General features: G+C 37.1%; 15 protein-coding genes. 4 read left to right on the top strand and 11 right to left on the bottom strand.

From position 1 onward, the window contains the following. Positions 1-73: 73 nt before the first annotated feature. From IGJ55_RS05915 to IGJ55_RS05900, 4 genes are all read right to left on the bottom strand, one after another. A complete protein-coding gene (locus IGJ55_RS05915) occupies positions 74-295 on the bottom strand; it encodes a YneF family protein (protein WP_010764461.1) in 222 nt (73 codons plus the stop codon). 259 nt (positions 296-554) lie between these two features. Beyond that, positions 555-1,448 carry a deoxyribonuclease IV gene (locus IGJ55_RS05910; RefSeq protein WP_430607716.1) on the bottom strand — a complete coding sequence of 298 codons (894 nt, stop codon included), beginning with the start codon at positions 1,446-1,448 and terminating at the stop codon, positions 555-557. A 280-nt stretch (positions 1,449-1,728) separates the two neighbouring features. Beyond that, the gene (locus tag IGJ55_RS05905) at positions 1,729-2,181 is read right to left on the bottom strand and encodes a DUF1801 domain-containing protein (protein ID WP_429950725.1); all 453 of its coding nucleotides are present in this window, start codon (positions 2,179-2,181) and stop codon (positions 1,729-1,731) included. 79 nt (positions 2,182-2,260) lie between these two features. Further along, the gene (locus tag IGJ55_RS05900) at positions 2,261-2,422 is read right to left on the bottom strand and encodes a YdeI/OmpD-associated family protein (protein ID WP_429950980.1); all 162 of its coding nucleotides are present in this window, start codon (positions 2,420-2,422) and stop codon (positions 2,261-2,263) included. A gap of 99 nt (positions 2,423-2,521) precedes the next feature. Between IGJ55_RS05900 and IGJ55_RS05895 the strand changes: the two genes are divergently transcribed. Then, positions 2,522-2,863 carry an iron chaperone gene (locus IGJ55_RS05895; protein WP_429950724.1) on the top strand — a complete coding sequence of 114 codons (342 nt, stop codon included), beginning with the start codon at positions 2,522-2,524 and terminating at the stop codon, positions 2,861-2,863. A 136-nt stretch (positions 2,864-2,999) separates the two neighbouring features. Beyond that, complete coding sequence (locus IGJ55_RS05890; RefSeq protein ID WP_429950722.1) at positions 3,000-5,477, top strand: transglycosylase domain-containing protein; 2,478 nt, start codon at positions 3,000-3,002, stop codon at positions 5,475-5,477. A 96-nt stretch (positions 5,478-5,573) separates the two neighbouring features. Here IGJ55_RS05890 and ccpA read toward each other — a convergent pair whose 3' ends face one another. Then, positions 5,574-6,575: a catabolite control protein A gene (gene ccpA, locus IGJ55_RS05885; RefSeq protein WP_069638726.1), complete on the bottom strand. Its 1,002-nt coding sequence runs from the start codon at positions 6,573-6,575 to the stop codon at positions 5,574-5,576. Between the two features lie 211 nt (positions 6,576-6,786). Here ccpA and IGJ55_RS05880 point away from each other — a divergent pair, with 211 nt between their 5' ends. Continuing rightward, the gene (locus IGJ55_RS05880) at positions 6,787-7,887 is read left to right on the top strand and encodes an aminopeptidase P family protein (protein ID WP_069638727.1); all 1,101 of its coding nucleotides are present in this window, start codon (positions 6,787-6,789) and stop codon (positions 7,885-7,887) included. 44 nt (positions 7,888-7,931) lie between these two features. On the opposite strand, the gene IGJ55_RS05875 is transcribed toward IGJ55_RS05880, so the two are convergent. From IGJ55_RS05875 to hprK, 6 genes are all read right to left on the bottom strand, one after another. Continuing rightward, positions 7,932-8,522 (bottom strand): YtxH domain-containing protein, encoded by a 591-nt coding sequence (locus tag IGJ55_RS05875; protein WP_207120737.1) that lies wholly within the window; start codon positions 8,520-8,522, stop codon positions 7,932-7,934. Positions 8,523-8,545: 23 nt separating this feature from the next. Further along, positions 8,546-8,989, bottom strand: coding sequence for a DUF948 domain-containing protein (locus IGJ55_RS05870; protein ID WP_429950720.1), 444 nt, complete (start codon positions 8,987-8,989; stop codon positions 8,546-8,548). Between the two features lie 305 nt (positions 8,990-9,294). Then, positions 9,295-10,191: a UTP--glucose-1-phosphate uridylyltransferase GalU gene (gene galU, locus IGJ55_RS05865; RefSeq protein ID WP_069638730.1), complete on the bottom strand. Its 897-nt coding sequence runs from the start codon at positions 10,189-10,191 to the stop codon at positions 9,295-9,297. Between the two features lie 20 nt (positions 10,192-10,211). Further along, on the bottom strand, positions 10,212-11,228 hold the full coding sequence (locus IGJ55_RS05860) for an NAD(P)H-dependent glycerol-3-phosphate dehydrogenase (RefSeq protein ID WP_069638731.1): 1,017 nt from the start codon (positions 11,226-11,228) through the stop codon (positions 10,212-10,214). Between the two features lie 409 nt (positions 11,229-11,637). Further along, positions 11,638-12,468 carry a prolipoprotein diacylglyceryl transferase gene (gene lgt, locus IGJ55_RS05855; RefSeq protein ID WP_430607711.1) on the bottom strand — a complete coding sequence of 277 codons (831 nt, stop codon included), beginning with the start codon at positions 12,466-12,468 and terminating at the stop codon, positions 11,638-11,640. A gap of 172 nt (positions 12,469-12,640) precedes the next feature. Next, entirely contained in the window at positions 12,641-13,579 is a 939-nt protein-coding gene (gene hprK / locus IGJ55_RS05850; protein WP_069638733.1) for an HPr(Ser) kinase/phosphatase, read from the bottom strand. 253 nt (positions 13,580-13,832) lie between these two features. On the opposite strand from hprK, the gene IGJ55_RS05845 reads away from it, so the two are divergent. Continuing rightward, the gene (locus IGJ55_RS05845) at positions 13,833-14,807 is read left to right on the top strand and encodes a GIY-YIG nuclease family protein (protein ID WP_430607710.1); all 975 of its coding nucleotides are present in this window, start codon (positions 13,833-13,835) and stop codon (positions 14,805-14,807) included. Positions 14,808-14,829 lie beyond the last annotated feature (22 nt).

Here is a 14,829-nt window from a genome sequence, read left to right as displayed (position 1 = left end):
AAAATAAATACAAAAAAACGGACTGAAAAAATCAGCCCGTTGTGTCCTTGAATTCTGAATCGCTTTAAAGAACCTATTTGTCTCCTTGGTTCTTCATTTGCTGCATCATCTGACGAATCTTCTTCTCAGAAGGTTTTTGTCCCATAGACATCATCATCATTCGTAACATATCCTCATTAACGGGAGGATTCTTTTTGAAATAGTCTTGCATATATTTGCGCGCAAGGAAAAATCCACCTGCTGCACCTGCTAATAAAGCGATAATCGCGATCAATACTACTAAACCTGTTGACATATAAATCTCTCCTTTCTGCTAGAAATGCTAAGTAAGAACTTCTGCTGATTCTATTATGCAGTCATTACTCTTACAAAGCGGATCTTTCTAAATTTTAACGGGATTTCTATCCCTATTTTGAATAAATTGCTCTCAAGAACCCATTTTACTAGAAAGAGGTCGAAAAGAAAAGCTCTTTTGTCATATTCCTCACAAGAAATTTACGACAGAGCAATTCTTCTTAATCTATTTCTTTATATCAAGCTATCTAGATGAACGATTACTTTTGTCCTTCGATTTTTTCCAATAGTTCTGGGTCGAATTTTTGAGCTTTTAACATGGCAATCTCATACCCATAAGGCGCTTTACTTGTTTTTTTATCCTCGCCCACATAAGGTGTTTCTAAAATTTTAGGTAGTTTTTGTAATTTTTCATGGTGAACTACTTTATTCAGTGCATCAAAGCCAATTGTGCCAAAACCGATATTAGCATGACGATCTTTATGTGAACCCATTGGATTTTTAGAATCGTTGACATGCACAACTTTCAAGCGATCCAACCCAATGATTTTATCGAATTCTTCCAAAACACCATCGAAGTCATCTTTTACATTATAGCCTGCATCATTGATATGACAAGTGTCCATCGTTACAGACAGCTTCTCATTCAATTTGACCCCTTCAATGATTGTTGCCAGCTCTTCAAAAGTCCGACCTAGTTCCGTACCCTTACCTGCCATCGTTTCCAAAGCAATTTGCGGCACTTGCTCTTTCCATAACACTTCGTCAAGTCCTTTGATGATTTGTTTCAGCCCAGCATCAACGCCTGCTCCAACGTGAGCTCCTGGATGTAACGTGATTTGCGTTGCACCTAAGGCATGAGCGCGCTCAATTTCTTGACGTAAAAAAGCGGTAGCAAAACCGAAGTTTTCTAATTTGATCGTATTTCCTAGATTAATAATATACGGTGCATGCACAACGATATTACTCAAATTGTGTGCCGCCATATACTCATGACCTGATTCAATATTCATCTCTTGTACCGGTTTGCGACGAGTATTCTGCGGCGCACCAGTGTAGATCATAAATGTTGTTGCCTCATAACTAGCTGCCTCTTCAGCAGAACCTAATAACATTTTTTTCCCACTCATACTAACATGTGAACCTAATAACATAATAAACCTCCTAATTTTAAAAGCTGAACGAGCTCATTTGGCCTCGATTGAAAAACAGGAAAAAATGACTGAGATGATTTCTGTCTCATTCTTTTTTTATCTTTTTTCCGAACCTTTCAATCTTTAGAGCTTTAGCTCCTGAGAAATTGATGTAATCAAAGAATCACTATACCGCTTCCCAACTAATTTGCCTCTAAACATTCTGAATTCTGCATCCTTTAAAAGAGTACGTGAAACAAACTGAAAAAACAATCTTTTTGCTTCTTTAACTACTCAGCTTCTACTTGCTATTTTTTTCTGTAAAATGAGTATAACTGGCAATCCAATCATCCATCGAAATTTTACGAACCAATTCTCCAATCAACTCATATGGAATATATTTCGGATTACTAAATCGAATACAACTTTTCCCCATATTCAGCTTTGTTGGAACAACTTTTTGATATTCCGCTTGAAACCATGACAATAACTCTTTATCACCCATGATTCCCATATGATACAATGATAAATGCCTCTTCTGAGCAGCTAGACTAATAAACGGCAATGGTTCGTTTTTTCGACCTAGATAACCAGCTGGAAAAACACTCAAGGGAACGACATAGGTCGGCATTCCATACTGCATCTGTAAGATAAACCCTTCAGGTATATTTTCAGCAATAACTTTAGCTAAAGATTGATAGGCTTCTTGCCATTTTGTTTCGATCGTTACGCTATATTCTTCTACATTATCCATCGCCACTTCTCCTTTATTTTGCCAAATATTGACGATACAATTCTTTTGATTTAAAGCCTTTTTCAAGGATATCGATCATTTATTTTTTTCTTTTTTCTTGTGTTGCTACTTGCTTGGCCCTATAAATATATCTTACCCACTCTTTGTTATAGTCTGGTGTGAGTTTCTTAAATAGTGCGTTTGCCTCTTCATCTTCATTCAGCCTCTCACCATGTTCTACAGCGCACTGATAGTGTACCATATAACCTTTTGAACTTTCACTGTCTATCTTCTTTTGACGCAAAAAAAACAACACATGGTATACTGAAAGTATCATTTAATCTGAAAGTAGGGATTGAGCATGAGCATCATTGAAGAATATATTTTAACCACACCAGCAGATCGACAGGAAAAATTGACCCAACTCTATACTCTGATCAAAAATCTTGCACCCAAAGCAACAGAAAAAATGGCCTATGGCATGCCAACCTTTTATTTAAAGAGTAATTTAGTCCATTTTGCCAATATGAAAAATGATATTGGGTTTTATCCTGCTCCTGCTGCTATTGATACTTTCAAAGAAGAATTAGCTGGATTTAAAACCAGTAAAGGAGCGATCCAATTCCCTTTAGATAAAGAACTACCTATAGAATTGATCCAAAAAATCGTATTATTCAGACTAGCAGAGAATGCCAGCGAATAAGCATAGACGGAGATAATAAAAAAGGGCGTCCTATTTTCTATTTTTCCCGTAGTTAATATTAAGTTTTTTTGATTAAGTTCTTATAAATACCTGAACAACTGTTCATTATAGTTTTTTTTTGCTATAATATCACGGAATGTATCATTTTATTGAGGTGAAGCTTTTGGAAAATCAGGATAATTCCCGTAAGACGGAACAACATTCTAATAAAGGACCAGAAAAGAAAAAGATTTTTTTGATTATAAATGTAGTGATTCGTGTGCTGCAGTCGTTATTTGTCTTTGCAGTCGTTATGCTACTTTTAGGCGGTGCTTTAGGCATGGGGATCGGTATGGGGTATTTTGCTTTTCTAGTCGAAGATACTCAGCCACCGACAAAAGAGGAACTTCAAACTGAAATCAGTGATATTACTGAAGTTTCTCATATGACCTATGCTGATGGTACAACTATCGCTACCATCAAATCTGACCTTGTCAGAACACGAGTTGATGGAGAACATATCTCTCCACTACTCAAAAAAGCGATTATTTCTACTGAGGACGAATACTTTGAAGAACATAAAGGCGTTGTTCCAAAAGCCGTGATTCGTGCTTTAGTTTCAGATGCAACGGGTATGGGCGGTTCATCCGGTGGCTCAACGCTGACACAACAATTAGTCAAACAACAAATCTTAACAGATGAAACGACGTTTAAACGGAAAGCTAATGAAATACTTCTCGCTTATCGTATCGAAAAATATTTTTCAAAAGATGAGATTGTTACGACTTATTTAAATGTTTCTCCCTTTGGTCGGAATAATAAAGGTGAAAATATCGCAGGCGTTGAAGAAGCAGCAAAAGGACTTTTTGGTAAAAATGCAAATGACTTAACTCTTCCTCAAGCCGCCTTCATTGCAGGACTCCCCCAAAGTCCTATCATTTACACACCTTATAGCAACACAGGTGCGTTGAAGGATGATGAAAACCTAGCTTATGGGATGAAGCGAAAAGATTTTGTCTTGTTCAGTATGTATCGAGAAAAAGCAATTACCAAAGAAGAGTATGAAGCAGCGAAAAGCTATGACTTAAAACAAGATTTCCAACCCCAACAAGCGGCCAATCAAGATACCGAAGATTATCTATACCACGCTGTCTTGAATCAGGCTGTAAAAGTTGTAATGGATATCAATATAGAAAAAGCTGGAGTCAAAAAAGATACACTAGATGCTTTAGCGCTTGATCAGTATGAAGATCAAGCAAGAAAAGAAATTCAAAGCCGTGGCTATACCATTCAATCAACGATTGACCAACAAGTTTATGACACGATGCAAAATGCAGTCGCAAATTTTGGCTATATGCTAGACGATGGTTATGGTGCGGGTCTTGTCGAAACGGGTAATGTCTTAATGGATAATAAAACAGGTCGCATAATTGGTTTTGTTGCCGGTCGTGATTATAATGTCAGTCAAAGTAATCATGCCCTAGATACAGTTCGTCAAGTTGGTTCTACGATCAAACCTATCTCTGTTTATGGACCTGCGATCGATCAAGGTATGATTGGTTCAGAAAGTCGCCTAGCGAACTATCCTACTACTTATAATCTTGGTGGTGAATTGACGAATGCAACAAATTCTGGTACCAATACCTTTGATACCGTTCGCCATTCATTAGAGTGGTCATATAATATTCCTGTATACCATCTAAATGAAGCGATGAAAAAACAAATGGGTGACGATAATTTCTCTTATAATAATTATTTAAGTAAAATGAACTATCCTGCTAGTGAGGCTTGGGCTTATGAATCAGCGCCTTTGGGTTCTGTAGAAGCAACGGTTTTAACACAAACAAATGGCTTTCAAGCTCTAGCTAATAAAGGACAATATCAACAAGGCTATATGATCGACAAAATCACGGACACGAATGGGAACGTGATTTATGAACACAAAGAGGCACCTGTCCAAGTATATTCACAAGCAACAGCTTCTATCATGAACGATATGATGCGTTCTGTTTTAGATTCAAAAATAACAACACCTTTCAAAAATTTAGTCAGCGGCTTAAATCCTGCTTTAGGAAGCCTTGACTGGATCGGTAAAACCGGGACCACAGATTCTTATGTAGATGCTTGGTTAGTGGTTTCTACACCAACAATCACGCTAGGCTCATGGACAGGCTACGATAATCCAACCGCTATGAGTCCTAATAGCGGAGATCAAAATAGTACCTATCTTGCTAACTTGGCGAATGCAGTCTATTCTGTCAGACCAGATTTATTTGGTAATGGGGAAAAATTCACACTTTCAAATGATGTGATCAAATCAACTGTTTCTAATTTCACAGGAGAAAAACCTGGAACATTTACTTATAATGGCGGTACTTATACTGCACCGGGACCAAATGTTGTGTCATTGTATGCAAAAGATGGCGCACCTAAAAGTAAATATAAATTTGGCTTTGGCGGGTCAGATGCAAATTATAGCGCCTATTGGGGCCGTTATGCAACATCAAGCCCATCCTCTTCAAATAATAACTCAGGTTCAACAACACCCTCTTCTTCTGAGAAAAAAGAAGAGACCAAAAAAGAGGATGAGAAAAAAGAAAATACTACGCCCAGCTCTAGTGGAAGTAGTAACTAATAAAAAAACAGACAACTAATTTCAAGTTGTCTGTTTTTTTATGGAGTAGTAAAGGAACCTCACGCAAAACAATTTGCGTGAGGTTCCTATTATTTCTTATTTTGTTGATCCTTTTTGATCCAAACCATATGGTAAGATTACTGTCTTGTCTTCAATTTCCTCTTTATTCATTAATTTTGTCAATAAACGCATTGAAACCGCACCAATATCATATAATGGTTGAGTCACGCTTGAAAGACGTGGACGAGCAACTTCTGTTAATAACGAATTATTACTTGTAATAATTTCAAATTCTTCCGGCACTTTCACACCAGCATCGATCATGCCATCCAATAAACCAATTGCTAGTTCATCATCCGTTACATAGGCTGCTGTTGCGCCACTATTACGGATACGTTCTGCTAATGAGATACCCGCCTTAAACTTATACTCAGACTCAAAAATCAAGCCTTCATTATAAGATAAACCATTATCAGCTAAAGCTGCTTTGTATCCTTTGATACGATTTTGGCCATTGATTGGATCGATCAGCGCACCACTGACAAAAGCGATTTTTTTATTGCCATTTTTAGCTAATATATTGGTCGCATCTTTCGTAGCTTCAGTATAATCAATATTCACACTGCCAACTTGTTGGTCAGGATCGATCGAACCAGCTAAAACAACAGGTGTTTTAGAACGAGAAAATTCACCACGAATTTCATCGGTGATATGATGTCCCATAAAAATGATCCCATCAACTTGTTTAGCTAAAAGATTATTTAATACATTCACTTCTTTTTGATCGTTGCTGTCAGAATTTGCTAGAATAATATTGTATTTATACATTGTAGCGACATCATCGATTCCTCGAGCTAAAGAGGCAAAAAAGATATTGCTGACATCGGGGATGATCACACCCACAGTTGTCGTTTTTTTACTTGCTAAGCCACGCGCTACAGCATTGGGGCGATAATCTAAGCGATCAATTACTTCTAACACTTTTTTCCGAGTAGCAGGCTTTACGTTTGGATTGCCATTCACTACACGAGAGACTGTCGCCATGGATACATTTGCTTCACGAGCAACATCATAAATCGTAATTGTTTGTTTTTCCATGTTAATTCTCCTAAATATTTATAGTTTTTTCATTTTCTGAAAACGCTGTTTACATTTCTCACTAAGAATAGCAGAGTTTTTTTGTTTTTGCAACCGTTTTATCCCATTTTCATGAAAATTTACTACATATTTCAAAAAGCGCTTTAGGCCTTTTCGTGGTATGATAAAGATAAGTTTTACAACGAATCGTTCAAAAGAAAGAAGGATATTTATGAATCACGAAAAAATCAATGATCTAAAAAAATGGATGGCCAGCGAGAATATCGACCTCACTTATATTAGTGATCCTGGACATATTGCTTATTTTTCTGGCTATAAAAGTGATCCCCACGAACGGGTTTTAGCTTTATTTATCTCATTAAATCATGACCCTTTTTTATTTACACCAGCTTTGGAAGTTGAAGATGCTGAAAAAAGTTCATGGAGCTACCCTGTTCATGGTTATCTTGATAGCGAAAATCCGTGGGAAAAAATTGCTCAACTCATTAAAAATAATGAAACTCCAACAAAAATTGCGACTGAAAAAGAAGCGTTGACTGTTGCTCGTTTTGATATTTTGACTCATTATTTTCCTACTAGTGATTTTACAGTAAGTGTCACACCTGTCATCGAAAAACTGCAACTACTCAAAACATCAGACGAAGTTGCTAAACTGATGGAAGCTGGTAATTGGGCGGATGTTGCCTTGGAAATTGGGTTTAAAGCGATCAAAGAGGGCGCTAAAGAACAAGAAATATTAGCTGAAATCGAATATCAATTAAAACGTCAGGGGATTCGTTCAATGAGTTTTGATACATTAGTTCTTGCTGGTAAAAATGCGGCAAGCCCTCATGGCAATCCAGGAAATACAGCAGTTACGAAACAAGATCTCGTTTTATTTGATTTAGGTGTTGTATACAATGGCTATTGTAGTGACGTTACTCGAACAGTTGCTTATAAAGAACCTACAGATTTTCAAAAAGAAATTTATGCAATTGTGTTAGAAGCGCAATTGAAAGCTATGGATGCAGTCAAACCTGGTGTTACTGCAGGAGAATTGGATGAAGTGGCACGTGGTGTCATCAGTAGTTATGGTTATGGAGATTATTTCAATCATCGATTAGGACATGGTATTGGGACAACTGTTCATGAATATCCTTCACTAGTTACTGGCAACGATTTGATCATTGAAGAAGGTATGTGTTTTTCAATCGAACCAGGTATCTATATTCCTGAAAAAGTTGGTGTCCGCATTGAAGATTGCTTGCACGTAACTAAAACGGGATGCGAAGCTTTCACGAAAACACCAAAAGAACTAATCATTCTTAACTGATAAAAAGAAAGCTTGCACTCTGTTTAGAATGCAAGCCCTCTTTTTTATTTGCCTTTAAGCTCGTCTACTGCTTCTTTAGCAGCATTTTTAGTCTCTGCCTTTGCTTCTTCTGCTTTTTCTGGTACATCTTTCGTTGCTACTTTTGCTTCAGCTACACCTTCAGAAACAGTTTCTTTGGCTTTTTTAGCAGAGTGTTTCACATCAATAAAAATATCGTCTGATGCCTCTTCAGCAATATCACCTAATTCATCCACTTGATCATTAACATCTTTAGCTGTTTTCTTGAAACGATCCGATAAATCACCTGTTTGTTTTTTGAATGATTCTAGCACTGTATCTGAGACGCCTTGTGCTTTATCTAAAGAATCTTTCGTCTTGTCTTTCACATTACCTGCCAAATCCCCAGCTTGTTCACCTAATACACTTGCTTTGTCTTTTGCAATCGATGATAACTCAGAACCTTTTTGCACCGCGTAGTCCGTATAATCTGTTGCTTTGTCCTTAAAGTCATCAGCTTGGTTTGCTAAATCTTCACGTAATTCTTTCCCTGATTTAGGTGCTAATAAAAGAGCTGCTACAGCTGCTGCTGTTCCACCAATAATTGCTCCTAAGAAAAATCCGCCTTTTTTCGCCATGTTAATTCCTCCATTATCTGTTATTATTTTATTGTTTCACTAACTTTTGATGATTTTTTGGGACGAAATGCTCTAAATGCTGCGCCACCGACTTTACTAACCACACCAGCTTTTGCTGTTGTCTTACCAACTGCTCCAACTTTTCCAAGTAGATTTTTACTTGAATAATTCAGTTCGGAAACACTCTCACTTAATTCAGCTACTGCTTCAAATAATGGATCGATCGTCGCTACTTTTTTATTCACATCATCTAGCAACACATTACTTTTTACTAAAAGTCCTTCTACTTGTCTAGATAAGATATCTACATCTTTTGTAACAACCTCGATTGTTTTATTTGCTTCATCAACTGTAGTCGTCACTCGTTCTACCGTTTTCCCGATTTTCATCAAGACTAAAACAATAAATACTACTAATACAGCAAACGCTACTGCAGCGATAATCGCTGCAACCTCTCCACCTGTCATATCCTTGCTCCTTTCATCAATTATTTCATGTTCTTAGAATAACACCAACTGGTCTTTTTCACAAATTATTCAATTAACTTTGTTCCCCTAATTATAACAATTCATCGCATAACTCTCCACCAAATATAGCAATAAACTTGATGATTTTTTGGGTAAAAAAATACGTGATTGGAACATAACTCTTTGAGTCATATCCCAATCACATGGAATCCATATAAACGGCGGGAGTAGAAGCAATCTCTTCGGAAATAAACACTCCTGTTCCAACCTCATCTCTATAAGAAAAATAATACTACAGTTCATTTCTATTTCTTTTCATGTGTGTCTTTTTTAGCAAGTTGTGCCCCTAATTCAATAATGTAATCACGTAAATTGTCTTTAACTTCTGGGTGGACTAATCCATATTCAATACTAGTTTTCATAAAACCAAATTTATCCCCAACATCATAACGTTTACCAGTAAATTCTCTGGCAAATACACGTTGTGTTTTGTTCAAGGTATCAATAGCATCCGTTAATTGAATCTCACCACCTGCACCTGGCTCTTGTGATTCTAATACATGGAAAATTTCAGGTGTCAATAAATAACGACCAATAATCGCTAGATCACTTGGGGCTTCCTCAGGTGTTGGCTTTTCTACAAAACTATTCACATTGAACAATCCTTTAGAAACTTCAGCCTCTGGATTAATGATGCCATATTTCGATGTTTCTTCATGTGGTACTTTCATTACTGCAATCGTTGAGGCATGTGTTTCATCATAATCATTCATCAGTTGTTTAGACAACGGAATCTTATCTTCCATAATATCATCACCTAGCATTACGACAAACGGTTCATTGCCTACAAAGGCTTTCGCTTGTAGCACAGCATGACCTAAGCCTTTAGGATGTGATTGACGAATAAAATGAAGATTGACATCTGTCGTTTCTTCGACCAATTTTAATAAATCAGTTTTATTTTTCTCTCGAAGATTGCTTTCCAATTCAAAATTTGCATCAAAATGATCTTCGATCGGACGTTTTGCTTTCCCTGTAACAATCAAAATATCTTCGATTCCAGAAGCCAGTGCTTCTTCAACAATAAATTGAATCGTTGGTTTATCTACGATTGGCAACATTTCCTTTGCCATCGCTTTTGTCGCTGGTAAAAATCTTGTTCCCAGACCAGCCGCTGGAATAACCGCTTTTTTTACTTTCATGCCAATAGGCCTCCTAAAAATTATATAGAAAATTCATTTTCCGTTTTACCATCACGCAACATGATTTCTTTCGCTGCTTGTTTTACATCTTTGCCCTCATACAATACCTTATAAATTGCTGCTGTGATCGGCATATCCACATTCAACTGTTGAGATAACTCATAGGCTGCTTTCGTTGTTGAAACGCCTTCAACGATCATGCCCATATTCTCAAGGACTTCATCTAAGCTATGACCTTTTCCAAGTAGATTACCAGCTCGCCAATTCCGTGAATGAACACTTGTACACGTAACGATCAAATCACCAACTCCACTTAACCCGATGAAAGTCAGAGGATTTGCGCCCATTGCTACCCCTAAACGGCTGATTTCAGCTAAACCACGTGTCATGATTGCAGCTTTTGCATCGTCTCCAAAACCTAAGCCATGAATTGCCCCAGCTCCTAAAGCGATGATATTTTTCAAAGCCGCGCCGGTTTCAACACCGATCACATCATCATTCGTATAAATTCTAAAATAATCATTCATAAATAATGATTGAACATATTTGGCCGCTGCTATTTTCTCACTTGCCGCTGTAATCGTTGTAATATCATGAACAGCCACTTCCTCAGCATGACTCGGGCCAGATAAAACAACTACGCCTCTTCTTTTTTCTGTAGGAATCTCTTCCATCAAAACTTCAGATATTCGTTTATGACTGCCTTGTTCCAAGCCCTTACTCGCATGAATAATCAACGGCTGATTTTTACATTTCTCTGTGAACTCTTGTGCCACCGTTCGAATTGCTTTGGTGGGTACAACAAATAAGACAGCATCTGCCTCTTCGATACATTCTTCGAGCGATACCTTCCCTTGAATTGATTCTGGAATGACCAAATCAGGAAGATAATGATGATTCGTATGCTGAGTATTGATTTCATCAATTTGTGCCTTATTATGTCCCCAAATGCGAACCTCATGACCATTTTCTGCTAAAACCTGAGCCAATGCAGTTCCCCAAGAACCGGGACCTAAAACAGCAACTTTTTGTTTCATTGGTGAAAAACTCCTTTCAAAATAGAAAAGCTGAACGAATCGTTTAGCTCTGACAGAAAAATAGGAATAACTAACTGAGTCGCTCTTTGACTCATTTAGTTTTTATCTTTTTTCCGAAGAGCTGATTCAGTGATGCTAGATCATTGAAAAGCTGAACGAATCGTTTAGCTCTGACAGAAAAATAGGCAGCTGATTTAAGAATATTTTTTTATTCTATAAGCAGATTGTCTATTCTCCAAAATACTGATTCGGTAAAACTGAATGAATCAAATAACTCAAATAGTCTTTAACAGGAATACTTTATGTTTTCCCGTTGCTAGTTCTTTTAAATAAATAAAACCAAATTACTCATTTTATAATTTCCATACCCATCTAACATTTTAACATAGGTGGGTCAGAATAGGCAGTTCTAAACAGCCTTTTTTACAGTTCCTTTTTCACGATTATAAAATGGGATCGCGCCTTTTTTCCGACGTATAATCAACACTACGATCGCCCCAAAAAATAATATTAAAGAAAACACTTGAGAGACGCGAATGCTACCAAAGGCATAAAGACTATCCGTCCGCATTCCTTCAATAAAGAATCGACCAAAAGAATACCAAATAACGTAACCTAAAACAACTTCTCCTTCTTTTAAGAAATCTTTCTTTTTCCTCAAAATGACCAATACAATAAAACCTAGCACATTCCAAATTGATTCATATAAAAAAGTCGGCTGATGATAAGTTCCATCAATATTCATATTATCAATAATAAACTTGGGCAAATGCAAGCCTTCTAAAAATGCTCGAGTGGTTGCTGGACCATATGCTTCGTGGTTCATAAAATTACCCCAACGTCCGATCCCTTGCGCCAAAATCACGCTAGGCGCAGCGATATCTAAAAAGGTCCACGTTGAAATAAATCGATGTCTTGTAAAGAAAAATAATGCAAGACCGCCACCGATCAAGCCGCCATAAATTGCTAGACCACCATTTCTAGTCAAAATAATTTCAATAGGGTTATCTACATAATCCTGCCATTGAAAAATTACATAATACAAACGTGCGCCAATAATGGCACTTGGCAGTCCCCACAACATAAAATCAATCACATCATCTTCTTTTAATCCCACACGAACTGCTTCACGACTGCTCAGCCAAACCGCTAGTACGATTCCTGAAACAATAATAATTGCATACCAGTACACAGATATCCCAAAAAGATTAAATGCTACTGGATTTACTTGTCCTAACATTTGGCTTCCTCCTAATTTAAAAGCGAAGCGGACTCATTTAACTCTGACAGAAAATAAGAAAATCTAAAAATGACGCTCTTTGTCATATTTAGAGTTTATCTTTTTTCCAAGATGTTGCTTCATGAAGCTAGATAAAACATCCGTAAAAACGGTCCACTTCGTTTTAGTTATACTATTCTACACCAGAATTTTCTTCAATCAATCTTGTTAAACGTTCTTCAAATGACTTAGTCGCATCATAGCCCATCGTTTTTGCACGGAAATTCATAGCAGCAACTTCAATAATGATTGCTACATTCCGACCAGTTTTCACAGGAATGCGAATTTGTGGCACATCAACACTGGCAATTTCTACCATTGCATCATCAGAACCTAAGCGGTCATATTTCTTATCTTTTTCCCAAGCTTCTAAATAAACAACAAGTTGAACCTGCATGAACCCTCGAACTGCACTTGCACCGAATAAGTTCATGACATCAATGATTCCAATCCCACGAATTTCGATCAAATGTTGCAAAATCTTCGGTGGCTCACCAACAACAGTCAATTCATCTTGCTGATAAACATCTACTCGGTCATCTGCAATCAATCGATGCCCACGTTTAATCAATTCTAAAGCAGTTTCACTTTTCCCAATTCCACTGTCCCCTTGGATCAGGACACCTAAACCATAAACATCGACTAAAACACCATGAACGCTGGTTCTTGCGGCTAAACGACTATCCAGATAACTTGATAACTCTCCTAGTAATCTCGAGGTTGAAATAGGGGAGCGCAACACAGCTAGCCCTTTTTCTTTAGCGGCCTGCACCATTTCTTCAGGCGCTTCCAATCCTCTAGAAATAATAAAAGCTGGGGTATCCTTTTCACATAAACGGCGCATGACCATCAAACGTTCTTCTGGTATCATCCGTTCAGAAAAAGTAATCTCTTTACTGCCAAACAATTGTAAACGATTATGAGGATAGTAATTAAAATAGCCAGTTAATTCCAATCCAGGTCGTGAAATATCCCCTGTCGTAATTTCTCTATTTAGACTTTCTTCATCGCCATACACGACTTCTAAAGAAAGCTTTTTTACCAGTTGATGTATTTTTACAACTTCTTCCATATTCTTAATTCATTCCTTCCTGTTCCCTACTCGTACCATTTTATCATTTCAGGTAGGAAGTTTCTAGCTATTAGGGAGATTGTCCTTGTTTTGTTGCTGGTGTCCGTTATATGGGGGCCCTTGTCCTTATTTTTCACCCTATTCAGATCCAATAAAATGTGTTAAACGCTCTTGATTGACTATCATTAATTAATTTGTATACTTAGTTGTATCACTATGAATAGTCAAAAAACAACTTACTGGATGTGTCTTTATGGAAAATCCTTTGAAAGAACAAGTTAAAAATTTATCACTGAATCCTGGTGTCTACTTAATGAAAGATCGGCATGGAGATGTTATTTATGTTGGTAAAGCTAAAAAGCTACGGGAACGAGTCCTCAGTTACTTTGTCAAAAATAAGCAGCATTCTAGCAAAACGTTGCGACTAATCCAACAGCTAGCTGAATTTGACGTGATTGAGGTAGAGACTGAGCTCGATGCCTTACTTTTAGAATGTCGCCTGATCCAACAGTTCCGTCCCATTTATAATCGACAAATGAATTCTTTTGAAAAATACAACTACATTCAGATCAATACTGACAACGACGAAATCTCAATCAATATTCTTTCTGTCCCCACGCAAAAAAACTGTTTTGGTCCTTTTTCAACAAATAGAAAGCTTGTGGAATTAAAGCAAATATTGGAAAGCTTATACGAATTAAATCCAAGTGATTACTGGCATCAATCCTTTGCTAAACATCATACATTCCCTTTAACACATACAACGATTAAAACAGAGTTACTAGGTGCCTTTACCTTTGATAATCAATTACCGCAAAAACGGTTAGAAGCAAAAATGATTTTAGCCGCAGAAAATCATTCATTTGAAAAAGCCTTAAAATTACGAGAAGACTGGCAACTTCTCACTCGCTTTTTTGCGCAAAACAAAAAACTAGTCCTCGCTAATCAAGCCAGTTGGCAATTATTACAAATGACTACCCACTCAAAAATGAAGTTTTATCTAATTTATCAAGGTCTTGTTATCAATAGCCGAACGTTTACGAAACAAACTGTCGCGAAATACACATTTGATGAATTAGCAAATAAAATGCTGCCTAAGAAGGAACCGAAAAACATCCAGCAATTTTCAAAAGAACAAGTCGATTTTATCAATATCCTCTACAGTTATATCAATCATCATAAAGAAGCTTTACTGATTGATTTGACTGTACCGTACGCAGAAAAATAAGGATCAAACCCAAGCGAGCACG

The sequence above is a fragment of the Enterococcus sp. AZ170 genome (assembly GCF_050545135.1).
Lineage (GTDB): Bacteria > Bacillota > Bacilli > Lactobacillales > Enterococcaceae > Enterococcus_L > Enterococcus_L ureilyticus.
The sequence above is the reverse complement of the archived record's forward strand: the minus strand, read 5'-3'. Positions and strand labels throughout refer to the sequence as shown.